This is a genomic window from Ruegeria sp. YKSD163, assembly GCF_059612905.1.
Genome location: NZ_JBXWRM010000005.1, coordinates 160,827 through 184,007, shown reverse-complemented (window position 1 = coordinate 184,007; position 23,181 = coordinate 160,827). Strand labels below are relative to the sequence as shown.

The 23,181-nt window shown below is 65.5% G+C and carries 18 protein-coding genes; 8 read left to right on the top strand and 10 right to left on the bottom strand.

Going from position 1 to position 23,181, the window contains the following annotated elements; translation table 11 throughout:
• Positions 1-74 precede the first annotated feature (74 nt).
• Positions 75-299, bottom strand: coding sequence for a hypothetical protein (locus tag AC2FNA_RS09305; protein WP_496825872.1), 225 nt, complete (start codon positions 297-299; stop codon positions 75-77).
• Between the two features lie 196 nt (positions 300-495).
• On the opposite strand from AC2FNA_RS09305, the gene dnaE reads away from it, so the two are divergent.
• Complete coding sequence (dnaE, locus tag AC2FNA_RS09300; RefSeq protein WP_496825870.1) at positions 496-3,996, top strand: DNA polymerase III subunit alpha; 3,501 nt, start codon at positions 496-498, stop codon at positions 3,994-3,996.
• 6 nt (positions 3,997-4,002) lie between these two features.
• On the opposite strand, the gene AC2FNA_RS09295 is transcribed toward dnaE, so the two are convergent.
• The gene (locus AC2FNA_RS09295) at positions 4,003-4,899 is read right to left on the bottom strand and encodes a CobW family GTP-binding protein (RefSeq protein ID WP_496825868.1); all 897 of its coding nucleotides are present in this window, start codon (positions 4,897-4,899) and stop codon (positions 4,003-4,005) included.
• Complete coding sequence (locus AC2FNA_RS09290; protein ID WP_496825866.1) at positions 4,899-6,542, bottom strand: amidohydrolase; 1,644 nt, start codon at positions 6,540-6,542, stop codon at positions 4,899-4,901. Before AC2FNA_RS09290 ends, AC2FNA_RS09295 begins: the two co-directional genes overlap by 1 nt.
• Before the next feature lie 98 nt (positions 6,543-6,640).
• On the opposite strand from AC2FNA_RS09290, the gene AC2FNA_RS09285 reads away from it, so the two are divergent.
• The 6 genes from AC2FNA_RS09285 (at position 6,641) to AC2FNA_RS09260 (ending at position 13,185) form a co-directional block, all read left to right on the top strand.
• Positions 6,641-7,573, top strand: coding sequence for a LysR family transcriptional regulator (locus AC2FNA_RS09285; RefSeq protein ID WP_496825864.1), 933 nt, complete (start codon positions 6,641-6,643; stop codon positions 7,571-7,573).
• 120 nt (positions 7,574-7,693) lie between these two features.
• A complete protein-coding gene (locus tag AC2FNA_RS09280) occupies positions 7,694-9,268 on the top strand; it encodes an ABC transporter substrate-binding protein (protein WP_496825862.1) in 1,575 nt (524 codons plus the stop codon).
• 67 nt (positions 9,269-9,335) lie between these two features.
• The gene (locus AC2FNA_RS09275) at positions 9,336-10,313 is read left to right on the top strand and encodes an ABC transporter permease (protein WP_011046412.1); all 978 of its coding nucleotides are present in this window, start codon (positions 9,336-9,338) and stop codon (positions 10,311-10,313) included.
• Positions 10,310-11,197 (top strand): ABC transporter permease, encoded by an 888-nt coding sequence (locus tag AC2FNA_RS09270; RefSeq protein ID WP_234142889.1) that lies wholly within the window; start codon positions 10,310-10,312, stop codon positions 11,195-11,197. Before AC2FNA_RS09275 ends, AC2FNA_RS09270 begins: the two co-directional genes overlap by 4 nt.
• Positions 11,197-12,186 (top strand): ABC transporter ATP-binding protein, encoded by a 990-nt coding sequence (locus AC2FNA_RS09265; protein ID WP_496825860.1) that lies wholly within the window; start codon positions 11,197-11,199, stop codon positions 12,184-12,186. The genes AC2FNA_RS09270 and AC2FNA_RS09265 overlap by 1 nt, the downstream gene beginning before the upstream one ends.
• Complete coding sequence (locus AC2FNA_RS09260; protein WP_496825858.1) at positions 12,187-13,185, top strand: ABC transporter ATP-binding protein; 999 nt, start codon at positions 12,187-12,189, stop codon at positions 13,183-13,185. It begins immediately after the preceding gene.
• Positions 13,186-13,320: 135 nt separating this feature from the next.
• Here the strand turns inward: AC2FNA_RS09260 and hisG are convergent, their stop codons facing one another.
• The 4 genes from hisG to AC2FNA_RS09240 all read right to left on the bottom strand — a co-directional run bounded on the left by hisG (position 13,321) and on the right by AC2FNA_RS09240 (position 17,475).
• A complete protein-coding gene (gene hisG, locus AC2FNA_RS09255) occupies positions 13,321-14,013 on the bottom strand; it encodes an ATP phosphoribosyltransferase (protein ID WP_234142891.1) in 693 nt (230 codons plus the stop codon).
• The gene (locus AC2FNA_RS09250) at positions 14,010-15,098 is read right to left on the bottom strand and encodes an ATP phosphoribosyltransferase regulatory subunit (RefSeq protein ID WP_496825856.1); all 1,089 of its coding nucleotides are present in this window, start codon (positions 15,096-15,098) and stop codon (positions 14,010-14,012) included. Before AC2FNA_RS09250 ends, hisG begins: the two co-directional genes overlap by 4 nt.
• On the bottom strand, positions 15,095-16,582 hold the full coding sequence (gene hisS, locus AC2FNA_RS09245) for a histidine--tRNA ligase (RefSeq protein WP_496825854.1): 1,488 nt from the start codon (positions 16,580-16,582) through the stop codon (positions 15,095-15,097). The genes AC2FNA_RS09250 and hisS overlap by 4 nt, the downstream gene beginning before the upstream one ends.
• A gap of 89 nt (positions 16,583-16,671) precedes the next feature.
• Positions 16,672-17,475, bottom strand: coding sequence for a crotonase/enoyl-CoA hydratase family protein (locus AC2FNA_RS09240; protein WP_496825852.1), 804 nt, complete (start codon positions 17,473-17,475; stop codon positions 16,672-16,674).
• A 104-nt stretch (positions 17,476-17,579) separates the two neighbouring features.
• Between AC2FNA_RS09240 and AC2FNA_RS09235 the strand changes: the two genes are divergently transcribed.
• Positions 17,580-17,774, top strand: coding sequence for a SlyX family protein (locus tag AC2FNA_RS09235; RefSeq protein ID WP_234137513.1), 195 nt, complete (start codon positions 17,580-17,582; stop codon positions 17,772-17,774).
• Positions 17,775-17,789: 15 nt separating this feature from the next.
• Here the strand turns inward: AC2FNA_RS09235 and AC2FNA_RS09230 are convergent, their stop codons facing one another.
• From AC2FNA_RS09230 to AC2FNA_RS09220, 3 genes are read right to left on the bottom strand one after another with little or no spacing between them, the layout of a single operon-like run.
• The gene (locus AC2FNA_RS09230) at positions 17,790-21,095 is read right to left on the bottom strand and encodes an error-prone DNA polymerase (protein ID WP_496825850.1); all 3,306 of its coding nucleotides are present in this window, start codon (positions 21,093-21,095) and stop codon (positions 17,790-17,792) included.
• Complete coding sequence (locus AC2FNA_RS09225; protein ID WP_496825848.1) at positions 21,092-22,570, bottom strand: Y-family DNA polymerase; 1,479 nt, start codon at positions 22,568-22,570, stop codon at positions 21,092-21,094. The genes AC2FNA_RS09230 and AC2FNA_RS09225 overlap by 4 nt, the downstream gene beginning before the upstream one ends.
• Positions 22,485-23,060, bottom strand: coding sequence for a hypothetical protein (locus AC2FNA_RS09220; RefSeq protein ID WP_234165787.1), 576 nt, complete (start codon positions 23,058-23,060; stop codon positions 22,485-22,487). The genes AC2FNA_RS09225 and AC2FNA_RS09220 overlap by 86 nt, the downstream gene beginning before the upstream one ends.
• Between the last annotated feature and the right edge of the window lie 121 nt (positions 23,061-23,181).

The following is a 23,181-nucleotide window of genomic DNA, read 5'->3' as shown; positions in this document are numbered from 1 at the left end:
CCTTCCGGTTTTGACGAATAATCATCTCTGGCTGTTTGGGAGATTGACGGTAGTTTCCGACCTTGCCGCTCGTATCAGAACAATCTGGCGCTCCGAGACAGGCCGATGACATTGGCCAGTATCCCGACCGCCAGCGCAAGACGCTGGAACAGAGCCTTGTCGATATTGCAGCTGAGACTAAAGGACAGGATGGCAATGATCTCGGTGGGCGTCTTGGTGGCGTTTACACTGACCGAGATCAGCGGCGGCGGCACGCCCTGCGCCAGCAGGATCGAGGCCGAGATGATGCCGAACCCCATGCCTGGGGCGCCGTCCGCAAGCTGCGCGAAAAGGCCGACAAGGGAAGAGGTGAGGACCAGAACCACGGGGACATGGGCGACAAAGAGAACCCTGCCATCTGGCTAAGCCATTCGTTTGTCCCCGCAATCGGGCTTTTTGCCAGTTGCAAAGCATCCGCCGTGGCGCCTGCGAACCGGATCGCCTATCGTCGCGGGCATGAGCAGCGATCCCCGATTCATCCACCTTCGTCTTCACACCGAATACTCTCTTCTGGAGGGGGCGGTTCGACTAAAGAAACTGCCCGCGCTTTGCGACAAGATGGGCATGCCTGCGGTGGCGGTAACCGATACCAATAACCTGTTCGCAGCACTGGAATTCTCGGTCGGTGCCAGCGGGGCGGGTATTCAGCCAATCATCGGATGCCAGATGGATTTGGCCTATGTCGAAACGATGCCCGGGGAAAAGCCCAAGCCACCGGCGCCGCTTGTTCTGTTGGCGCAGAGCGAGGCCGGGTATGAGAACCTGATGAAGCTGAACAGCTGCCTTTACGTGGACAAGGGCGGGCAACTGCCGCAGGTCACGCTGGAGGAGCTGGACGCGCTGGGCGACGGGCTGATCTGTCTCAGCGGCGGGCCGGACGGTCCGGTCGGGCGCCTGTTGCAGCAGGGCCAGCGCCCGGCGGCCGAAGCGCTGGTCGACCGGCTGGCGGCGATATTTCCGGACCGGCTCTATATCGAGTTGCAGCGCCATCCGGGCGAGGATGGCGCTCCGCAAGCCGAACGACTAACTGAACGCGGTCATGTGGAAATGGCCTATGCCAAGGGTCTTCCGCTGGTGGCCACCAACGATGTCTATTTCCCCGAGGCCGGCATGTACGAGGCGCATGACGCGCTGATCTGCATCGCCGACGGCGCCTATGTGGATCAGGCCGAGGGCCGCCGCCGCCTGACCGCGCAGCATTACCTGAAATCGCCGCAAGAGATGGCGACCCTGTTCGCCGACCTGCCCGAGGCGATCGAGAACACCGTCGAGATCGCGCGGCGTTGTGCCTTCATGGCCTATCGCCGCGACCCGATCCTGCCGAAATTTGCCGATGACGAGGTCGTGGAACTGCGGCGCCAGGCCAACGAGGGCCTGCAGGCGCGATTGGCCGTCATCCCGCACGCGGTCAGCCCCGAGGAGTATCAGAAACGGCTCGATTTCGAGTTGGATATCATCGAGGGTATGGGTTTTCCCGGATACTTCTTGATCGTGGCCGATTTCATCAAATGGGCCAAGGATCATGATATTCCGGTGGGGCCGGGGCGGGGTTCGGGTGCGGGCTCGCTGGTCGCCTATGCGCTGACCATCACCGACCTTGATCCGCTGCGCTATTCGCTGCTGTTCGAGCGCTTCCTGAACCCCGAGCGGGTCTCGATGCCCGACTTCGATATCGACTTTTGCATGGACCGGCGCGAAGAGGTGATCCGCTACGTGCAGGAGAAATACGGCCGCGACAAGGTGGGCCAGATCATCACCTTTGGTGCGCTGCTGTCCAAGGCCGCCGTGCGCGACATCGGGCGGGTGTTGCAGATGCCCTATGGCCAGGTCGATCGTCTGTCCAAGATGATCCCGGTCGAGGGGGTCAAGCCGGTCAGCATCGAGAAAGCGCTGAAAGACGAGCCGCGCCTGCGTGAAGAGGCCCGCAACGAAGAGGTGGTCGACCGGCTGCTGACCTATGGCCAGCAGGTCGAGGGGCTGCTCAGAAACGCCTCGACCCATGCCGCCGGCGTGGTGATCGGCGACCGGCCGCTGGACGCGCTTGTGCCGCTCTATCAGGATCCGCGCTCGGACATGCCGGCGACCCAGTTCAACATGAAATGGGTGGAACAGGCGGGTCTGGTCAAGTTCGACTTTCTCGGCCTGAAGACCCTGACCGTGATTCAGAATGCGATGGACCTGATCTTCAAGTCTGGGCGTCCGCTGCATGTGGCCGCCGACGGGCGGCAGCTTTACGAGCCCGCCGAGGGCGCCGAGAACCAGATCAACGCCATCCCGCTGGAGGATGAACCGACATACAAGCTCTATTCCGCGGCCAAGACGGTGGCGGTGTTCCAGGTGGAAAGCTCGGGCATGATGGATGCGCTCAAGCGCATGAAGCCTACCTGTATCGAGGATATCGTGGCCCTCGTGGCGCTTTATCGTCCCGGCCCGATGGAGAATATCCCGGTCTATTGCGAGGTGAAGAACGGGCTGCGCGAGATCACCTCGGTGCATCCGCTGATCGATCACATCCTCGAGGAAACGCAAGGCATCATCGTCTATCAGGAACAGGTGATGCAGATCGCCCAGGTCATGGCGGGCTACAGCCTGGGCGGCGCCGACCTGCTGCGCCGGGCCATGGGCAAGAAGATCAAGGAGGCAATGGACGCCGAGCGGCCCAAGTTCGAAAAGGGCGCGGCAGAGAACGGCGTCGATGCCAAGAAGGCCTCCGAGGTATTCGACCTGCTCGAAAAATTCGCCAACTACGGTTTCAACAAATCGCACGCCGCCGCCTATGCGGTGGTCAGCTATCAGACCGCCTGGCTCAAGGCCAACCATCCGGTGGAGTTCATGGCGGGCGTCATGAACTGCGATATCCACCTGACTGACAAGCTGGCGGTCTATTTCGAGGAGGTCCGCAAGGGGTTGGGCCTGCCTTACGTTCCGCCCTGCGTGAACCGGTCTCAGGCCACGTTCGACGTGGTGAACGGAGAGTTGGTCTATGCGCTGGGCGCGCTCAAGAACGTGGGCGTCGAGGCGATGCGCCTGGTGGTCGAGGGGCGTGGCAGCAAACCCTTCGTCAATCTCTTCGACGTGGCCCGTCGGGTCGACCTGAAGAAGGTCGGCAAGCGCCCGCTCGAGATGATGGCGCGCGCCGGGGCCTTTGACCAGCTCGACCCCAACCGCCGCCGCGTCTTTGACAGTATCGAGTCGCTGATGGCCTATTCCGGCGCTATTTTCGAGCAGAAAAGCTCCAACCAGGTCTCGCTCTTTGGCGAGGCAGGTGACGACCTGCCCGAACCGCGTCTGGCGCAGGCCCCCGACTGGCTGCCCGCCGAGCGCCTTTCCGAAGAGTTCAAGGCCATCGGCTTCTACCTCTCGGGCCACCCGCTCGACGACTACATGCTCTCGCTGAAACGCAAGGGCGTGCTGACGCTGGACGAGGTCACCGAACAGGCCCGCTCGGGCCCGGTGCTGGCGAAGATGGCCGGCGTCGTCGCCGGGCGGCAGGAACGCAAATCCGCCCGTGGCAACCGCTTTGCCTTTGCCCAGATGTCCGACCCGACCGGCGCCTTCGAGGTCACGCTGTTCTCGGACGTGCTGGAGAAAAGCCGCGAGTTTCTCGAAACCGGGTCCCATGTGGTGCTGACCACCGAGGCGACGATGGAAGCCGACCAGCTGAAGTTGCTGGCCCGCTCGGTCGGCCCTGCCGATGCGGTGGTGGCCGAGGCCGGTGCCACCGGCCTGCGGGTGTTCATGGACAGCGCCGGCGCGGTCGAGACGGTGGCCCATATCCTGGCCGAGGCGGCGCAGGCTGCCCGCAATGCGGCGCGGGGGCCGGTGCAGCTCTGCCTGATGGATCCGGGCCTGCCGGGCGAGGTCGAGATGGATCTGGGGCAGGAGTTTCCCCTGAACCCGCAGATCAAGGGCGCGCTCAAGTCGCTCGACGGGGTGGTGGACGTCGAGGAGATGTGAGGCGTCTCAGGCCGTGACCCCGGCCAGTTCGGCCAGGCCGTCACGGTCCAGACGGTCGCGAAAGCCGATGCAGACAAGGCCCGTTTCATGCGGGCCTTGCGCGGCGGTGACCTCCCACCGGCGGCCCACGGTCTGGATCAGCCACAACGCCCCGTCGACATCGCGCAGATAGCCCTTGGCGCGGATCACCCCATGGGGTCCGGTGGCTAGGTCGCAGGCCAGGTCCTCGACTGGCTGGCCTCCTTCCGGGGTCAATACCACACTGTCGAACAGGCGGTCGGAATGGTCAGCGGGCTGGCCCGCGCCGGGGGCGGGCAGCACGCCCAGCAGCGCGCCGGGCGCCACCCGGCCGCGTTCGGCCGGGATGGCAATCGCGCCGGGGGCGGCCTCGGCCAGCCATTCCATCAACTGGGTTTGAGCCGCAGGCGCCATCAGGTCTGTCTTGTTCACCACCACGATCTCGGCATCCGAAAGCTGCCGGGTGATGGTGTCGCCGACATAATCGTCCTGAGCGCGCTGGCGCACGGTCTCGCCGTCAACCACCACCACGATCCCGTCGGATCGGATACCTTCGGCCAGCAGCATGGTCGCCACGATGGCACCGGGGATCGCCACGCCCGAGCTTTCCACCAGGATATGTTCGGGACGCGGCTCCATCGCCGCCAGATCGTTGAGCGCGCCGATCAGGTCGCTGCCGAAGGAACAGCAGATGCAGCCCCCCGCGATCGAGATCATGCCGTCCTCTTCGGCCTCGATCAGGTCGGCGTCGATGGGCAGGTCGCCGAATTCGTTGACCAGTACCGCCAGCCGCCGCCCCGCCGCATGGCGCAACAGGTGATTGACCAGCGTCGTCTTGCCGGCACCCAGATAGCCGCCGATGACGGTGACCGGAAGCGGCGCCATCAAAGCGCCGATGCCGGAAAGATGCGCCCGCCCTGCACCGTGCCCCAGACCCCGATATCCTTGAGCGCCATCGGGTCGGCCTGGGTCGGGTCGCTGTCGAGCACCGCGAAATCGGCCCGCTTGCCCACCTCGATCGAGCCGACCTCGCCATCCATATGCAGGGTATAGGCGGCGCCCAGGGTGATCGCGTAAAGCGCCTCGGAAACGCTGATCCGCTCCTCTTCGCCCTGCACCCGGCCCGAGGCGGTGATCCGGTTGACCGCCGCCCAGGCGGTAAAGAGCGGCCCCAGCGGAGTGACCGGCGCGTCCGAGTGAATGGCCATGGGCACGCCGGTATCCAGCGCGGTGCGGCAGGCATTCATCCGGCAGGCGCGTTCGGGTCCCACGGTCAGCCGGTAATGCTCGTCCCCCCAATAGAAATGGTGGTTGGCGAACAGGTTCACATTCATGCCCAGGCTGCGCATCTTGCGGAACTGCGCCGCGTCGGCCATCTGGCAATGCTGCAGAGTAAAGCGGTGGTCGGGGCTGGGATGCGCCTTGAGCGCGGGTTCCAGCATGTCCAGCGCCATCTGGGTGGCCTGATCGCCATTGGTGTGGGTATGCACCTGAAGCCCAGCGGCCAGTGCCCTGTGATAGAGGTCGGACATCTGCTCGGGTGCGGTGTACCACAGTCCGTTGGGCGCGCCATTGTAATAGCCGGGCCAGCGCAGCCGCGCGGAAAACCCCTGGATCGAGCCATCGGCCACCGCCTTGATCCGCCCCAGCCGCAACCGCTCGGTCGAGCGCGGCTTGAGTGAAACGCAATAGTCGACGATCTCTTCGGCGCTCATGCCAAAGAACACGCGCAGCGGCACGATACAGGCGGGATAGTCGTCCTCTGCGGTGACCCGCAGCATCATGTCGACGCTGTCATCGGTCAGGCGGGCGGCCAGATCTGTGCAGGTGGTTACCCCCGCCCGCACGCAAAGCTTGCCATAGTCGCGCAGGCCCCGCTCGTCACAATCGGTCATCGCCCGGTCGAACCCCACATGCGGCCCCACCGGTGTCATCGCGTCGGGGCCGTAAAGCGGGCCAAGCGGCAGCCCGTCCTCGCCCAGCGGAATGCCGGGATGGTTCACCCCGGGTTTCATCAGCCCGGCCAGTTCCAGCGCGCGGGTGTTGACATTCATGATATGGCCCGAGGCATGCAGGATGCCGATCGGCCGGGTGGTCGAGACCTGATCCAGCTCTAGCCGGGTCACCCGGCGGTTCTCCATATAGATCGGGTCAAGCGCCCAGGCCGCCAGAGGCGTTTCGGGCCCGCTCATCTGTGCCTCTGCCTCGCGCAGCCGCGCCACCACCGCGTCGATGGATTTCAGACCGGGCCAGACGCGGCCCTCGGGGTCCATCCGGTCGAACCACCCTACATAGACGTTGCGCCAGAGTGTGCCCTCCATCGTGTGGGCATGCCCCTCGACAAAGCCGGGCATCAACACCTTGTCGGCAAAGCGGTCGTCAAGCCGGTAGTCGCCCCAACTGGCCAGCTCCTCGAGCGTTCCGATGCCCAGGATACGCCCGTCACGGACCGCCACGTGACTCACTTCGGGGCGAGAGGGCGCCATGGTGATGATTTTGCGGGCAGCATAGATGATCGTCTCGGCCATGAGGCTCTCCCTGTCTGACAGCCTGAGCTTAGGGCGCTTTCTTTCGTTGAAAAAATGGAATTAACTGGGGGCTAAGGTCGGATTTTTAGGGGAAGCCCATGCTGAACTTTACCCTGAAACAGTTACGCTATGTCGAGGCGGCGGACCGGTCGGGGTCTATTGCCAAGGCCGCCGAAGAGCTGAACATCTCGCAAAGCTCGATTACTGCCGCTATCGACGCGCTGGAAAGCGGGCTGGGTTTTGACCTGTTCGTGCGGACCCCGGCGCGCGGCATCCGCACCACCGCGTCAGGTCGGGACGCGCTGGGCCTGATTCGCCGGTTCATCCACCAGTCGCATCAGTTCGAAGAGGAACTGAGCTCGCTGGGCGGGCTGACGCGCGGCACCGTCCGCATCGCCTGTTATGCCACCGCCGCCCCCTCGTTCCTGCCGCCTGTCCTGCGCGCGATAACCGAGGGGTTTCCCGATCTCTCGATTCAACTGCTCGAAGGCAACATGGCCCGGATCATGGAATTCCTCGACGAGGGCGAGGCCGATGTTGCCTTTACCTATTCCGAGGTGGTGAGCGAGCGTTGCCGGTTCGAACCGCTGTTCGACGCGCCGCCCTATGCGATGGTCTCGGTCGACGATCCGCTGGCAGGCCAGTCCACCACGACTTTTGCGGAGCTGGCGACCCGGCCTATGGTGATGCTCGACCTGCCGCATACGCGCGACTATTTCGTTGGCATGTTCGAGGTGCTGGGCCTGTCGCCCAACATCGCCCATTCCACCCGTTCCTCGGAAATCGTGCGCGCGCTCGTGGCGGGCGGTTTCGGCTTTTCGCTGCTCAACATCCGGCCGGTCGACTATCGCGAAAGCGAGTCGCGCTATCGCATCGTGCCAATCAGCGACGTGCCTCACACGCCGGTTTTCGGCATCGCAACTTTGGCAGGGGCCCAGCAGACCCGCATGGTGCGGGCCTTTGTACAAAGCTGTATCGAGTTGAAGGACCGGGGCGTGTTCGAGGACCTCGTGGTGCGTTGCCACCGTTAAGATCAGCAGCCTATCCCCAATAAAATGTGGGAATGAGGTATAATTAATCCTGTTTTTTGGTCTGAATCGGTCGGCTACGCTCGATTCCATAACAAAAGACCCAACCAGGAGGACTACCCCGTGAAGCATCTGTTCAAGGGCCTGATTGCCGCGACCGCCGTCGCGTCTGTTCTGGTCGGAACCACCGCAACAGCCGAGGAGCCACGTCAGGGCGGCACGCTCAAGACCCAGCTTGGCAGCAACCTGCGCACCCTCAATTCGGCGGTGCAATCGGGGATCGTCACCGGTTTCCCCGGCGCCCAGCTCTTTGCCTCGCCGCTGCGCTATGACGACAGCTGGACGCCGCAGCCCTATCTGGCCGAAAGCTGGGAGGTTTCGGCCGACGGTCTCAAGGTCACGCTCAATCTGGTCAAGAACGCGGTGTTTCACGACGGCCATCCGATCACCTCGTCCGATATCGCCTTTTCGGTCAAGGTGATCCAGGAGGCACATCCGTTCAAATCCATGTTCGCGCCGGTCACCTCGGTCGACACGCCGGACGACCATACGGCGGTGCTGAACCTGTCCCATCCGCATCCGGGCCTGATGCTGGCCATGTCGGGTCAGCTGATGTCGATCATCCCCGAGCACATCTATGGCGACGGGCAGGACTTCAAGACCCATCCCCGCAATATCGAGAATGTGGTGGGGTCCGGCCCCTTCAAGTTGGCCGAATACAAGAACGGCGAACATGTGATCCTGGAGCGGTTCGACGACTTTTTCATCGAGGGGCGCCCGTATCTGGACAAGATCGTGATGCGGATCATCACCGACAGTTCCGCCCGCGCCATCGCCTATGAGAACGGCGAGCTGGATTTCGGTGCCTTTGAAAGCGAGCCGCTGATTATCAACCGGCTGAAGAAGGTCGATCACCTGACCGTCACGCCCACCGGCTATGGTGCCATCGGCGCGCTGGACTGGCTGGCGATCAACACCACCAAGGGGCCGTTGGCCGACAAGCGGGTGCGCCAGGCCATCGCTTATGCGATCGACAAGAACTTCATCCAGAACGCGCTGATGCAGGGCACGGTGCAGGATTCCAATACCGGTATCCACCCCGACAGCCCGTTCTACAACGCCGACGTCAACACCTATGCGCTGGATCTGGACAAGGCCAACGCCCTGCTGGACGAGGCGGGCTTCCCGATGAATGGGGACGAGCGGTTCGCGGTCACCATCGACTATGGCTGGCCCTCGGCCAAGCCGCATGTGGAATATGTGCGCGCCGCATTGAAAAAGGTGGGCATCAATGTCGAGGTGCGCGCCAGCGCCGATTTCCCGACCTGGGCCAAGCGCATGGGCACGATGGATTTCGACCTCAGCTGGGACGCCGTGTTCAACTGGGGTGACCCATCGATCGGGGTGCACCGCACCTATCTGTCCTCGAACATCGCCAAGGGCGTCTGGTCGAACACCCAGGGTTATTCCAACGCCCGTGTGGACGAGTTGCTGGACATGGCCGGCAAGGAAAACGACCCCGAGAAGCGCAAGGCGCTCTATGACGAGTTCCAGAGCATCGTGAATGACGAGGTGCCGATCTACTTCATCCAGACGCTGCCCTATCACACGGTCTATTCTAACAAGGTGATGAACGCGCCGGTGAACGGCATCTGGTCCACCTCGTCGCCGCTCGATCAGGTCTGGCTGAAAGAGTAACGCGACCGCGACACCGACCCCGGCGGCGCTGGTCCGCCGGGGCAATTCCGAACGGCGGGGTCTTCTGGTGAACTTTCTGCGCGTCACCCTGATACGTATTCTTTATGCCGCGCTCCTGCTGGTTGCGGTTCTGGTGCTGAACTTCTCGCTGATGCATGCGGCGCCAGGGGATGTGGCCGATACCATTGCCCAGGCGGCCGGGGGCATCGACGCCGAGGCGCTGGAGCAGATCCGGCGCGAATACGGGCTGGATCAGCCGTTCCTGGTGCAGCTTGGCCGCTATATCGGCAATGTGCTGCAATTCGATCTGGGCTATTCCTATTTCTACAGCGACAAGGTCACCAACCTGATCCTCAGCCGCCTGCCAGCGACGCTGCTTCTGGTGATCTCGGCACAGCTGCTGGCGCTTGTGGTGGGGGTGGTGCTGGGCGTGTTCTCGGCCCGCAAGCCAAACGGCATTCTCAGCCATTTTGTCACCTTTCTGGCGCTGTTTGGCTATTCGGCGCCGGTGTTCTGGACCGGGTTGCTGATGTTGGTGATGTTCTCGCTGATGGTGCCGCTGTTCCCGGTGGCGGGCATGCGCGATGTCACTGTCGAGGGTGGTTTCTTCGTTCAGGCGCTGGATATCGCCCATCACCTGGTCTTGCCGATGCTGACATTGGCCTCGATCTTTCTGGCACTCTATTCGCGCCTGTCACGTGCCGCGATGATGGAGGTATTGGGCTCGGACTATGTGCGCACCGCCAAGGCCAAGGGGCTGAGCCCGCGGCAGGTGGTCTATAAACACGCGCTGAAGAACGCGCTGTCGCCGGTGATCACGCTGGCGGGGCTACAACTTTCGGCCGTGGTGTCGGGGGCGGTGCTGGTGGAGACCGTGTTTTCCTGGCCGGGTCTGGGCACGCTGGCCTTTCAGTCGATCCTGGCCCGCGACACCCCACTGATCCTGGGCATCCTGTTCTTTTCGGCGCTGGTGGTGATCGTGGGTAACCTGCTGACCGATCTGGCCTTGCGTTTGGTCGATCCGCGCGTGGGGGGCAAGAGATGAGCGAACCCGTGACCCTGCCCGAAGAAGCGCCGGAACAGGCCCGCCATCCCTTTACCGAGGCCTGGGAAATGTTCCGCCGCAACCACGCCGCGCTTGTGGCGCTGGTGCTGCTGGTACTGATCTGCGTGCTGGCGGTGATCGGTCCGGCGCTATATGGCCGCGACCCCTATGACATGGTCTGGGCACCCTTCACCCGGCCCGGCGAGAACTGGGATTTCATCCTGGGCACCGATTATCTGGGCCGCGACCTGCTGGCGATGATCATCAGCGGCGCGCGGGTGTCGATCATCATCGGCCTGTCCGCCGCCTTTGTCTCGATCTTCATCGGTGTCACCGTAGGGGCGCTGGCCGGGTTCTATCGCGGCTGGGTCGAAGAGGCGCTGATGCGCTTTACCGAGTTCTTTCAGGTGCTGCCGACGCTGCTGTTCTCGATGGTGATCGTGGCGCTGTTCGGGGCCTCGCTGCCGATGATCACCTTTGCTATCGGCGTGGTCAGTTGGACCGCTGTGGCGCGCATCACCCGGGCCGAGTTCCTGCGCATCCGCGAGCTGGAATATGTTACCGCCAGCCGCGCCTCGGGCGCTCGGAACGCCAAGCTGATGTTCCGGGTGATCCTTCCCAACGCGCTGCCGCCGATCATCGTGCAATCGGCGCTGATGGTGGGCTCGGCCATCCTGTTCGAGGCGGGGTTGTCCTTCCTTGGCCTGACCGATCCCAACGTGGTCAGCTGGGGCCAGATCATCGGCTCTAACCGGACCTATTTCCTGGATGCCAGCTTTACCGTCACCATTCCGGGCGTGGCGATCTTTGTCACCGTTCTGTGCATCTCGCTGGTGGGCGATGGGCTCAACGATGCGCTCAACCCGAAACTGAGGGCGCGCTGATGACCGAAGCACTGCTCAAGGTCGAAAACCTGCGAATCGAGCTGACCACCCGCGCGGGCGTGGCGCCGGTGATTGACAACCTGTCCTTTGAACTGGGACATGGCGAAAACATAAGCTTTGTTGGCGAAAGCGGCTGCGGCAAGTCGATGACCGCGCTGGCGATCATGGGGCTCTTACCCGAGGGGGTGGGCCGCGTCGCATCGGGCCGCATCCTGTTCGAGGGCGAGGACCTGACCGCGGCCAGCGACAGTCGCTTGCGCGACATTCGCGGCAACGAGATCTCGATGATCTTTCAGGAGCCGATGACCTCGCTTAATCCGGTCTATACGGTGGGCGAGCAGATCGCCGAGGTGCTGCGCGCCCATCAGGGCCTGTCGGCCCGCGCCGCGCGCGACATGGCGGCCGACCTGCTGGACGCGGTGCGCATCCCCAATGCGCGGGCGCGGGCGGGGGATTACCCGTTCCAGATGTCAGGCGGGCAACGCCAGCGGGTGATGATCGCCATGGCGCTGGCCTGCCGTCCCAAGATCCTGATCGCGGACGAACCGACCACCGCGCTGGACGTGACCGTGCAGGCGCAGATCTTTGACCTGCTGCGCGATCTGCGGCGCGATACCGGTACCTCGATCATCCTGATCACCCATGACATGGGGGCAGTGGCGGAAATGGCCGAGCGTATGATCGTCATGTATGCCGGGCGCAATGCCGAGATCGGGCCGGTGGACCAGATCATCGACCATCCGCGCCACCCCTATACCAAGGGGCTGATTTCATGCGTGCCCCATATCATGGCGACCCTGACCGAGGACCGTCCCGACCTGACCGAGGTGCCCGGCATTGTGCCCGGTTTGCGCGAATTCGGACAGGATCGCTGCCTTTTTGCCTCGCGCTGCGCCTACCGGACCGAGCAATGCCTGCGCCAGCGCCCTCCGGCAATGGGGTTTGACAACGGACAGCTGGCCGATTGCTGGCATGCGGAGACGCTGTAAATGACCGACCGGCCCCTTCTCGACGTCGAAAACCTGACCGTGCGCTTTGCGGTGCGCCGTGGCGGCGTCTTTGGCCGCAAGCAGTTCCTCGATGCGGTTGACGGTGTCAGCTTTGCGCTTGCGCGGGGCGAGACGCTGGCCATCGTGGGCGAAAGCGGCTCGGGCAAGACAACCACCGCGCTGGCGGTGGCGCGGCTGGTGGCGGCGCATTCCGGCCGGGTCGAGCTGGACGGGGCCGATATCCTGGGGCTTGAGGGCGAGGCCCTGCGCAAGGTCCGGCGCAAGGTTCAGTTCATCTTTCAGGATCCCTATTCCAGCCTCAACCCGCGCCAGCGGGCCGAGGATGTGGTGCGCGAACCACTGCAAAGCCTCACCGACTTGCCGCGCGTAGACCAGCAAAAGGTGATCGACGAACTGTTCGTTCAGGTCGGTCTGCGGCCCGAGCAGAAGCGGCTTTTCCCCCATCAATTCTCGGGCGGGCAGCGACAACGCATCGGCATCGCACGAGCGCTGGCCACCCGGCCCGAACTGATCATCTGCGACGAGCCGGTCTCGGCGCTGGACGTGGCGGTTCAGGCGCAGATCCTCAATCTGCTCCGGCGGCTACAAAAGGAATTCGGGCTGACCTATCTCTTTATCAGCCACGATCTGGGCGTGGTCCAGCACATGTGCGATTCCATCGCGGTGATGTATATGGGCCGGATCGTCGAACATGGCCCCCGGCTGAGCCTGTTCAACAACCCGCTGCATCCCTATACGGCGGCGTTGCTCTCTGCGGTGCCCTCGGTCGACAAGGCGCGGCGGGCGGCGACGCGGCGCATCCTCATTCCGGGCGACCCGCCCGACCCTGTGAACCTGCCGCCCGGGTGCCGGTTCGCCAATCGCTGCCCGGTGGCGCAACCGCAATGTCGCGAGGCCGAGCCAGTGTTGCGCACGGTTGCCGGCGGTCAGCGCGTTGCCTGCCATCTTGTAGGTGACGACGGGACCGCGCCGCTCTGAACCGGTCAAAGCGGCTCAACGAACCATGAGCCGACCGAACTGTGCGAAGGGATGCACCTTCATTCCGCCCGAAATACTTCGGGGGAGGTGACAAAATTCTACGAATTTTGCACCGGGGGCAGCGCCCCCTTTCTCCTATCCTGCCAACCGGTCCAGCAGCTGTTCCAGAACCTGCTTGTCCCCGCTTTCGACCGGAGCGGTGCGGCTGCGCCAGAGCGTCGCCTGGCTGCGCAGGATCAGCCCGTCGCTGAGAATCTTCAGGTGGTTGGCGCGCAGGGTCTCCCCCGTTGAGGTGATGTCGGCGATCGCCTCGGCGGTCTCGTTCTTGACCGTACCTTCGGTCGCGCCCTGGCTGTCGACCAAGGTGTAGTCGGCCACGCCCGCAGCGGTCAGGAATTCGCGTACCAGCCGGTGATACTTGGTGGCGATCCGCAGGCGATGCCCGTGCCGCGCCCGGAACCCCGCCGCCGCGGCGTCGAGATCATCGAGCGTATCCACATCCGCCCAGCAGGCGGGCACCGCGATGATCAGGTCGGCCTGGCCAAAGCCAAGCTGGGCCACCTCTTCCAATTGCTGATCCCAGAGCGGCAGCTTCTCATGCACCAGATCGGTGCCGGTAACGCCCAGATGAATGCGCCCCGCCGCCAGCTCGCGCGGGATTTCCCCCGCCGAGAGCAGCACCAGCGACACGCCCTCGATCCCATCGACGCGGCCCGCATATTCGCGGTCCGATCCGGTGCGGCTGAGCGTGATGCCGCGCTTGTCGAACCAGGCAAAGGTCTTTTCCATCAGCCGCCCCTTGGACGGCACCCCAAGCTTCAGGCTCATGTCCGGGCCTCCGCAAGCAGCAGCATCAGACCCGGGCGCAGCACGCCGCCGACCGCCGGAATTTCGGCCCCGTTGCCCAGCCGCCGGGTCAGCGCGTCATAGCGCCCGCCGGTGGCGATGGGCGGCAGGTCGGGCCGCCGCTCGGCATAGAAACCAAAGACGAAACCGTCATAATATTCCATCGATGTGCGCCCATAGGAGGCTTCGAAATCCAGCCGGTCTACGTCGACCCCGCGCGCCCGCAGGGCGGCGATGCGCGCCTCCAGCCGGTCGAGCGCCGGATTGATCTGCGGCAGGTCCACCGCGATGTCGCGCAGATGTTCCAGCGCAAAGGGCATGGTCTCGCGCACCGACAGCAGCGCGTCGAGCCCGGCGATTTCATTGTCGGAAATGGGTTCGGCGGCGGCATCTGCGCGCAGGACCGCGATGCGCGCCTCGACATCGGCGCGGTCGCGTTTGCCGATCTCGGGGGCGCCCCCGGCCAGCGGGTCAGCGGCGGCCAGCAGTGCCGCGCGCGCGGGTGGAACCGGTGTCCGGCCCGCATACCGGTCAAGCAGCGCCCGGAACCGGCGCGGGCGCCAGATATGGCGCATCAGAGCCGCCTTGCGCGGTTCGGTGGTTCTCAGCCCGGCCACGGCGGCCATCAGGATACCGATATCGCCGGTGGCCGCGCGCAACGCCAGACCGTCGAGTGCCTGGGCGATCAGGGCGAATACCTCGGCATCGGCGGCGGCCGGGTTGGTCCGGTCGAACACCTCGTACCCCACCTGGATATATTCATTGGCGCGGTCGGGGTCGTGTTCCTGCCGCCGGAAAACCTCGCCCGCATAGGTATAGCGGGCGGGTTCGGCGCCGTGTTCCATGTGTTTCTGCACCACCGGCACGGTGAAGTCGGGGCGCAGCATCTGCTCGCCCCTCAGCGCGTCCGAGGTGATATAGGCCCGCGCACGGATATCCTCGCCATAAAGGTCAAGCAGGGTTTCGGCCGGTTGCAGGATCGGCGTTTCCACCGTCTGCGCGCCTGCCGCCTCGAACCGCGCACGCAGCTGCGCGGCCTGCTCCAGAATACGGGCGCGGGTGATCATTCCGCCTGCCCCGCCAGAATCTCGCGCACCTTGGCCACCAGATCGGATCGGGCGACCTCGTATTGGCTGGGGCGCTCCTTCCACTCTTCCAGCGTCGCATTGGCGGCGATCTGCGCGCCCAGGATCAGGTCCTTGATCTGTACCACGCCATTGGCTTTCTCGTCGCCGCCTTCGATCACCGCAACCGGAGAGTTGCGCTTGTCGGCATATTTGAGCTGGTTGCCGAAGTTCTTTGGGTTGCCAAGGTAAACTTCGGCCCGGATCCCGGCATTGCGCAGCTCGGCCACCATCGCCTGATAGTCGGCCATGCGGTCACGATCCATCACCGTCACCACGACGGGGCCATGTTCCACGGCCTGAATGCGGCCCTTCTCGCGCAGGGCCGCCAGCAGGCGGTCCACACCGATGGAGATACCGGTTGCCGGGACTTCCTGTCCCGTGAATCGCTTGACCAGATCGTCATAGCGTCCGCCGCCAGAGACCGAGCCGAACTGCCGCTTGCGGCCTTTTTCGTCAAAGATTTCAAAGGTTAGCTCGGCCTCGTAAACCGGCCCGGTGTAATATCCAAGACCGCGCACGACCGAGGGGTCGATGACGATCCGGTCGGGGCCGTAGCCACCTGCGGCCAGCAATTCGCCGATCTGTTCCAACTCGTCGATCCCCTGTACCCCGATCTGGGAGGCGCCCACCGCCGTGCGCAGGTTGGCCACGGTGGCGGTTGCATCCGCGCCCTTGGAGGTCAGGAAGGCCAGCACCGGCCCGGCCTGATCGTCGCTCAGGCCCACACCGTCGATGAACGCGCCCGAGGCGTCGAGCCGTCCTTTGCCCAACAACTCGCGCACGCCGTCGGCGCCGACCTTGTCGAACTTGTCGATGGTGCGCAGCACGGCGTCGCGCTGGCCCTCGTCGGCCAGGCCCATGGTTTCGAGCACACCATTCAGAACTTTACGATTGTTTACCCGAACCACGTAGTCACCACGGGGAATGCCGACGGTTTCCAGCGTGTCGCTGAGCATGGCGCAGATCTCGGCATCGGCGGCCATGGACGCGCTGCCCACCGTATCCGCATCGCATTGATAAAACTGACGATATCGGCCCGGGCCGGGTTTCTCGTTGCGCCAGACCGGCCCCATCGCGTAGCGGCGGTAAGGCGTCGGCAGGTCGTTGCGGTGCTGGGCATAGACGCGCGCAAGCGGCGCGGTCAGGTCATAGCGAAGCGCCATCCAGTCGCCCGCGCCGTCGTCCTCGGATTCCTGCCAGGCAAACACGCCCTCGTTGGGGCGGTCGACATCGGGCAGGAACTTGCCCAGCGCCTCGACCGTCTCGACCGCGCTCGATTCCAGCGCCTCGAAGCCGTAGCGATGATAGACCCCCGCGATGGTGCGCAGCATTTCGGTGCGCTGGGTCACCTCGGCGCCGAAATAATCGCGAAAGCCCTTGGGCGTCTCGGCCTTGGGGCGGGGCGTTTTCTTGGGCTTGGCCATGACGGGCGTCCTCGCACGGTCGTTGTTCCGCGCGCGGTCTAGCCCATGGCCCGGCCCGGGGCAAGGCGCAGCACCGCCGCAGAGCGGGTTCAGATATCGGCGAAATCGCCACCGCGCCCCTTGCCAGCGGCAAAGCGGGCGGCCCCGGCGCGGCCTTCGGCGGCAAAGGTGGCGGTCGAGCGCCATTCGCGGCGCAGCGCTGCGGCCAGTTCCGCGGGTTCCATCCGCGCGGAGAGGTGATCGGCCAGCATGCAGGCCTGCGGAAACCGGGTCAGTGCGCGGGCCAGTTCCCGCGCCATGGCCAGCGCCTCCCCCTCGGGGCAGACGCGGTTGGCAAAGCCCATGGCCATTGCCTCGTCGGCCTCGACCGCGCGGCCGGTCAGGATCAGGTCGCTCGCCCGCCCCTGGCCGAGGATACGCGGCAGGCGCACGGTGCCGCCGTCGATCAGCGGCACGCCCCAGCGGCGGCAGAACACGCCCGCTACCGCGCCCTGGGCCATGACCCGCAGATCGCACCAGGCGGCCAGTTCCATGCCGCCCGCCACCGCCGGCCCCTCGATTGCGGCAATCACCGGTTTCGACAGCATCAGCCGCGAGGGGCCCATCGGGCCGGGGCGCGGATCGCCCACGGGGTCGTTCCAATCCGGGGGCAGGTCAAGCGCGCCAATCCAGGCATCCGCCGCGCCGGAACCGGCCGATTTCAGGTCGAAGCCTGCGCAAAAGGCACCGCCCGCCCCGGTCAGGATGGCGACCCGTTGGTCGGGATCGGCCTCGAAACCCAGAAACGCCTGATACAGCGCGCGTGCCGTGTCGGGATCGACCGCGTTGCGCGCCTCTGGCCGGTTGATGGTGATGGTGGTGACGCCCAGGGCGCTGTCGATGATCACGCTCATGTCTGTCCTCCCTGCCGCAACTGTCGGACCGTGGCGGCGGGGCTGGCAAGCGTGACGTTGCGCCTGTATGGGAAGGGGACACGCCACTGTGAAAGGACAGCGCCATGACGCATCTCGAAGAACGGATCGCGCATCTGACCCGTACGGTGGATGAATTGAGCGATGTGGTCGCCCGCCAGCAGGACGAGATCGACCGGCTGACCCGGCGGGTCGCGATGCTGTGGCAGCGGGAGGCCGACCGCGCGCAAGAGGGCAGCGGCGGCGTGATCCTCGGCGACGAGCGCCCGCCGCATTACTGAGCCCGGAAACCTCCCCTAGTGAAAGTCCCGGCTGGGGAACAGGCGCTTGGCCTGTTCCCTGGGATGCATGGCGCGGGGTTGCGGGCGCGGGCGAGGGGCGCTGTCGGTCTGCGGTGTGGTCTGGCCAACTGCACTGTCCAGCGGATGGCCCAAATCGGCGAGGCGGGGAGAGAGATCCTCGATCCGTTGGGCGATGACATGTACCACGATCCCCTCGCGTTGCAGGGTGCCCGTCACCCGCAACAGCCGCCCGCCCATCACGATGCGGCGGAACTGTTCATAGATCTTGGGCCAGACCACAACATTGCTGACCCCGGTTTCATCCTCGAGCGTCAGAAAGATCACCCCCGAGGCGGTGCCGGGGCGTTGGCGGGTGATGACAAGGCCGCAGACGCTGACCCGGTGGGCCGGCACGCTGGCCAGCTTGTCATGCGGGGTCAGGCCGGGGATCGCGGGGCGCAGCAGCTCCATAGGGTGGGCGCGCAGGGTCAGGCGCATCGACACGTAATCCTCGACCACCTCCTCGCCCAGATGCATGGCGGGCAGGGTCACTTGCGGTTCGTGGATAATCTCGCCGTCGAGCGGATCGTTGAACAGGGGCAGCGGCGCCTGACCCCGGATCGCCCGCACCTGCCAGAGCGCGTCGCGCCGCCCGATCCCCATATCGGCAAAGGCATCCGCCTCGGCCAGCCGTTCCAGCACCGCCGGCGTCACCCCGGCGCGCAGCCACAGCGCCTGGGGATCGGGATAGCCATTGCCACGGGCCGCCACGATCCAGCCCGCATCCTCTTCACGGAATCCCTTGATCTGGCGAAAGCCCAGCCGCAGGGCCAGCGCCCCGTCGGCGCGCCGTTCCAGCCGGTTGTCCCAGTCGCTGGCATTGACGCAGATCGGGCGCACTTCGACCTGGTGGTCGCGGGCATCGCGCACGATCTGGGCCGGGGCGTAGAATCCCATCGGCTGCGCATTCAGCAGCGCGCAGGCAAAGATCGCGGGGTGGTGGCATTTCAGCCAGGCCGAGACATAGGCCAGCATCGCAAAGGCCGCCGCGTGGCTTTCAGGAAAGCCGTAATCGGCAAAACCCTCGATCTGGCCGAAACAGCGTTCGGCCACCTCCTGACTATAACCCTTGCGCCGCATACCGGTGATGAATTTGTCCCGATGCGCGCCGATCGTCCCCATGCGGCGGAACGAGGCAAGCGAGCGGCGCAGATGGTCGGCCTCTTCCGCTGAATAGCCCGCGCCCACCACAGCGATTTGCAGCGCCTGTTCCTGAAACAGCGGCACGCCAAGGGTGCGTGCGGTCACCGCCGCCAGTTCCGGGCCAAAGGGGTCGGCCTTTTCCAGCCCCTGGCGGCGCCGGATATAGGGTTGCACCATGCCCCCCTGGATCGGGCCGGGGCGGACGATGGCGACCTCGATCACCAGATCGTAAAAGGTGCGTGGCCGCATCCGGGGCAGGAAATTCATCTGCGCGCGGCTTTCCACCTGAAACACGCCCACCGCATCGGCGGCGCAGAGCATGTCATAGGTGGCGGTGTCCTCTTGCGGCACGGTGTCGATGCTCAGATGCCGCTGGTTGTGCTCTCGCATCAGGTCAAAGGCCTTGCGGATACAGGTCAGCATGCCCAGGCCCAGCACATCGACCTTGAGGATGCCCAGCGTGTCGATATCGTCCTTGTCCCATTCGATGAGGGTGCGGTCCTCCATCGCGGCATTCTCGATCGGGGCCAGTTCGTCGAGACGCCCGCGGGTGATGACAAAGCCGCCCACATGCTGCGACAGATGGCGGGGAAAGCCGATGATCTCGCCGATCAGGCGGATGGTCAGGGCCAGCCGCCGGTCGTCGGGGTCAAGGCCCAGCTCGCGTATCCGCGCAGGATCGGCGCCGCCGTTAGACTGGCCCCAGATCTGGCCCGAGAGGCTGGCGGTCACGTCCTGGCTGAGCCCCATCACCTTGCCCACCTCGCGAATGGCGGCGCGCGAGCGGAAATGGATCACCGTGGCACACAGGCCGGCGCGGTGGCGGCCGTATCTCTGGTAAATCCACTGGATCACCTCTTCGCGCCGCTCATGTTCGAAATCGACGTCGATATCCGGCGGCTCGCCCCGGTATTTCGAGATGAAGCGCTCGAAGACCATGGCGATCTGGTCGGGCGAGACATCGGTGATGCCCAGCAGATAGCACAGGATCGAGTTGGCCGCCGAGCCGCGCCCCTGGCACAGGATGCCCTGCGAGCGGGCGAACTGGACAATGTCGTGCACCGTCAGGAAATAGGCGGGAAAGCCCAGTTCGGCGACCAGCTTGAGCTCCTTGGCCACCAGCTCATGCACGCGCTGTGGCGCGCCGCCGGGATAGCGGCGCACGATCCCCTCGGCGGTCAGCCGCTCCAGCCGGGCCTGCGGGGTTTCGCCCTCGGCAACCTCGTCGGGATATTCATAGCTCAGCTCGCTCAGGCAGAAACTGCACCGGGCGGCGATGTCCAGCGTTCGGCGCAGGGCGGCGGGGTGGTCGCGGAACAGCCGGGCCATGTCGGCATGGCCCTTGATGCGGCGTTCGGCATTGGGCAGGGCGCGGGTGCCGATCCGGTCGATGGTGATATGCTCGCGCATGCAGGTCAGCACATCGGCCAGCTGGCGGCGACTGGCGCGATGCATCAGCACATCGCCCACCGCCACCATCGGGGCCGAGCTGCGCAGGGCCAGCCGGGCGCAGGCGTCCAGCCAGGCCTGATCCGACCCGTCATAGCGTGGTGCCGCGCCCAGAAACACATGGCCGGGAAAGCGGCGCTGTACCTGCTGAAGATGGGGCAGAGCGCCGTCGAGCCGCCCCTGCGGCAGTGCGATCAGGATCATGCCGGTGCAGCCCGTCAGCAGGTCGGCCAGATCGAGATGGCAATCGCCCTTTTCCGCCCGCCGTTTGCCCAGCGTCAGCAGCCGGGTCAGCCGCTGATATGCGGCGCGGTCGCGGGGCAGGGCGATCCAGTGCAGCGGGCTGTCGCGCAGCACCAGGCGGCAGCCGGTGATCAGCCGGGGCAGGTGCGGCCCCTCGGGGCGGGCGATCGGCTGCGGATGCCCGACCTCCTGGCGCGAGCAGGAATCGATCCGGTGCTGCGAGCGGATGCGGATCGCCTCGTCCGCCTCGCGCCGCAACTCCTTTAGCGCGGCATAGGCCCGCACCACCCCGGCCAGCGAGTTGCGGTCGGTGATGGCGATGGCATGCAGGCCCAGCTCGGCGGCGCGGGTCACCATCTCCTCGGGATGCGAGGCGCCGGTGAGAAAGGTGAAATTGGTGGTGACGCAAAGCTCGGCATAGGTCATGCGAATTCCCCCTGTACGAACCAGCCCGGGTTCTGCGGTGTATGGAACAGCCACAGCCGCCGCCCCTGCCGGGTCTCGACATGCCAGTAATCGCGGACCCCGCCGCGCCAGTTCTCGTCGGGCAGCCACCATTCGGGGGCGATCCGCTCCGGTCCGGTGGCGCGCGCCGTGCTCAGCGACATGCGCCGCCAGCGGAACCTTTCGGGCGGGCGCGGGCCGGTGGCGGCGAGGGGTTCGGGCGGGAACAGCAGGATCGGGCGTGGGCGGGGCGATGCCCAGCTCCCCTCCGGTTCCGACCAGGCCGCGGCGGCGATGGTAAAGCCGCGTTCGGGGATATGGCTGTCGACCGGCAGAAACCGCTGGATATTCTCCAGCCCGATCCGGGTGCCGATCCGGCTGATCAGGTCGTCCAGACGGTCGGCCCGACCCGAGGAGACATGGCTGAGCTGGCGCACCGGCTGCGGCTCGACCCGGGTTGCCTCCAGCCGTATCTGGTCGATGCCATAGCCGGCGTCGACCTCGCGTACGCCGCGTTCGAACAGCGGCAGGATACGGGTGGCATCGCGCAGTGGGCGGGCCAGGCGCAACTCGACCGTCTGCGCCTCCTGATCGACCCGGCGCAGGGTCAGGCACAGGCTGCGCGCGCCCGCCTCCTGCGCCTTGAGCCTGGCGCAAAGCTGGTCGAGCAGGCGTCCGGTGCCCGCCATCACGTCATCGAACAGGCCGATCGGGTCGGGCAGGGTCAGGCGAACCCCGTAATGGGGCGGTTCGGCCAGGGGCGAGATCTGTTCGGGCTGGCGCCCCATCGCCTGATCCAGCCGCAGCAGCGGTTCGGGACCGAAACGGCGGGTCAGCGGCGCGCGGGCGGTGCGCTCGAGCTCGCCGATCTTGCGCAGGCCCAGGCGGGTCAGGCCGGTGACGGTGTCCTCACCCAGGCGCAGGGCGGCGACGGGCAGATGGTCCAGCGCCGCCAGTGGTTGGCCGGGGTCGGCGCAGCCCTCGCCGTGATGGGCCAGCGCCCAGGCCGCGCCGCGCGTGTCGGCCAGCCCGATTCGGGCAGCCAGCCCCGCGCGCGTGAGGCGTTGGCGCATGTCGGAAAGCAGCATTGCCTCGCCGCCGAACAGATGCGCCGCCCCGGTGATGTCCAGCACCAGACCGTCGCGCCCCTCAAGCCCGACCCAGGGGCAATAGCGCGTGGCCCAGCGGCGCAGCATCCGCAGGAAGCGCGCATCGCCCACCGGATCCGCGGGCCGGGTTTGCAGATCGGGGCAAAAGGCGCGGGCATCCGCATAGGCCATGCCGCGATGCAGCCCGGCCCGCTCCGCCCCGGTATCAAGGCAATAGAGCCGGTCCGCATTGGCCTGTTTCAATGTCAGGGCAAAGGGGCCATCAACCGGGCGCGCCCGCAGGGCCCGGTCGCTGGCCAACCGGGGAAACCAGATCGAGACGACGCGACGCCCTATTCCATCGAACATGCCAGGCCCCCAATGTTCCTGATTTGTTCTTAATAATTTCCCACCGCATCAGAGTCGAGTCCGATGGGTCGAAAACCGGGGCGCAATGCCAGCGGGTTTCGGCCGCGTTGCTGCCCATGCCCTCGGGGATCAGGCACAATCCGGTTGTCTTGCCATCCTTGGCCGCCAGTTGCAGGCGCCTCCCGGCGGTCAGGCTCAGTGGCGCCGTCAGCTCGATCACCACAAGGGGCAGGGCGCCGTCGCGCAGGCTTTCCTCGGCCACGGCCAGGGTGTCGGTCTGGTCCCTGGTCTGCGCCAGCAGCAGCCGCGCGGGATCGAAATAATCGGCCAGCCCCAGGGGGTTGATCAGCTCGGGCCGCCAGCTTTCGCGCAGCCACAGAAGGCCGCTCACCTGCGCGGCGGTGACGGCGGCCATGGCCACGGCCAGAGGGCCGCAGGCTTCGTGCACCCGACCGGGGCGCAGGGGAAAGGAGGCGTTCAGGGACGGCATGGATCAAAAATAACCACAGGCGGGGCCGGGTTCAAATAGTCTCGGTCCGGCGCCGGGGCCGAAAATGGCGAAACCGGCGCGCGGAACGCGCCGGTTTCACGGGCAGACGACCCAAAAGGAG

Excerpts from the sequence above, each read along its gene's own strand:
- AC2FNA_RS09290 (WP_496825866.1), bottom strand. The coding sequence starts at position 6,542 with ATGGCCGAGACGATCATCTATGCTGCCCGCAAAATCATCACCATGGCG.
- AC2FNA_RS09295 (WP_496825868.1), bottom strand. The coding sequence starts at position 4,899 with ATGGCGCCGCTTCCGGTCACCGTCATCGGCGGCTATCTGGGTGCCGGC.
- hisG (WP_234142891.1), bottom strand. The coding sequence starts at position 14,013 with ATGAGCCTGAAGCTTGGGGTGCCGTCCAAGGGGCGGCTGATGGAAAAG.
- AC2FNA_RS09265 (WP_496825860.1), top strand. The coding sequence starts at position 11,197 with ATGACCGAAGCACTGCTCAAGGTCGAAAACCTGCGAATCGAGCTGACC.
- AC2FNA_RS09250 (WP_496825856.1), bottom strand. The coding sequence starts at position 15,098 with ATGATCACCCGCGCCCGTATTCTGGAGCAGGCCGCGCAGCTGCGTGCG.
- AC2FNA_RS09270 (WP_234142889.1), top strand. The coding sequence starts at position 10,310 with ATGAGCGAACCCGTGACCCTGCCCGAAGAAGCGCCGGAACAGGCCCGC.
- AC2FNA_RS09225 (WP_496825848.1), bottom strand. The coding sequence starts at position 22,570 with ATGTTCGATGGAATAGGGCGTCGCGTCGTCTCGATCTGGTTTCCCCGG.
- AC2FNA_RS09240 (WP_496825852.1), bottom strand. The coding sequence starts at position 17,475 with ATGAGCGTGATCATCGACAGCGCCCTGGGCGTCACCACCATCACCATC.
- AC2FNA_RS09220 (WP_234165787.1), bottom strand. The coding sequence starts at position 23,060 with ATGCCGTCCCTGAACGCCTCCTTTCCCCTGCGCCCCGGTCGGGTGCAC.
- AC2FNA_RS09260 (WP_496825858.1), top strand. The coding sequence starts at position 12,187 with ATGACCGACCGGCCCCTTCTCGACGTCGAAAACCTGACCGTGCGCTTT.
- hisS (WP_496825854.1), bottom strand. The coding sequence starts at position 16,582 with ATGGCCAAGCCCAAGAAAACGCCCCGCCCCAAGGCCGAGACGCCCAAG.
- AC2FNA_RS09285 (WP_496825864.1), top strand. The coding sequence starts at position 6,641 with ATGCTGAACTTTACCCTGAAACAGTTACGCTATGTCGAGGCGGCGGAC.
- AC2FNA_RS09230 (WP_496825850.1), bottom strand. The coding sequence starts at position 21,095 with ATGACCTATGCCGAGCTTTGCGTCACCACCAATTTCACCTTTCTCACC.
- AC2FNA_RS09305 (WP_496825872.1), bottom strand. The coding sequence starts at position 299 with ATGGGGTTCGGCATCATCTCGGCCTCGATCCTGCTGGCGCAGGGCGTG.
- AC2FNA_RS09235 (WP_234137513.1), top strand. The coding sequence starts at position 17,580 with ATGACGCATCTCGAAGAACGGATCGCGCATCTGACCCGTACGGTGGAT.
- dnaE (WP_496825870.1), top strand. The coding sequence starts at position 496 with ATGAGCAGCGATCCCCGATTCATCCACCTTCGTCTTCACACCGAATAC.